The sequence below is a fragment of the Vibrio sp. 811 genome (genome assembly GCF_033339195.1).
In genome coordinates, this window is record NZ_JAWOUB010000917.1 from 1 (window position 1) to 525 (window position 525).

1 pseudogene is annotated in these 525 nt (G+C 50.9%); it reads left to right on the plus strand.

From position 1 onward, the window contains the following. Nucleotides 1–525 (plus strand): annotated as a pseudogene (locus R7Q46_RS30115) (SPOR domain-containing protein); the annotation flags it as partial.

Sequence of the window (525 nt, forward strand, 5' to 3'; positions counted from 1 at the left end):
CCGCAAGGAGGCAATGATTTCTATTGGATTCAATGTGGCTTGCTGCCTAAACCAATGCCACTTGCCAAAGCCAAACCCATTTACAGCAAAATCACCACCGATGTTTGGATGAAGCCCGAAACAAAGGGCTATCGCTGTCTTATTGGGCCTTATACAGAATTTTCTAAAGCGTCTGCTGATTTGCGAGGAGTCAAAACCTTGTCGAACTATCGCGAGGCATTTATTCGTGTGGTTGGCAAAGGGAGTGACAACACCGTGAAGCAAACGCAGCCGTCATCAAAGCTGGCTCCTGTCGCCAAACCAAACGTCGCACCGAAGCCTGTTGCGCCAGTCGTGGCCAGTCGTCCAGATACCGAGGCGTTTAAAGCTTCTGCGACAAAAACGACAGCGCAGCCAGTTACGGCAAAAGAGCCGAAACCGAGCACGACAACAAAACCGGTAGCGAAAGCAAAACCAGCACCGCGCGTAAAAGGCAATGGAGAGGTGGAAGTGCGCTTGCGAGCGTCTCTACATGGCAAAACGTAT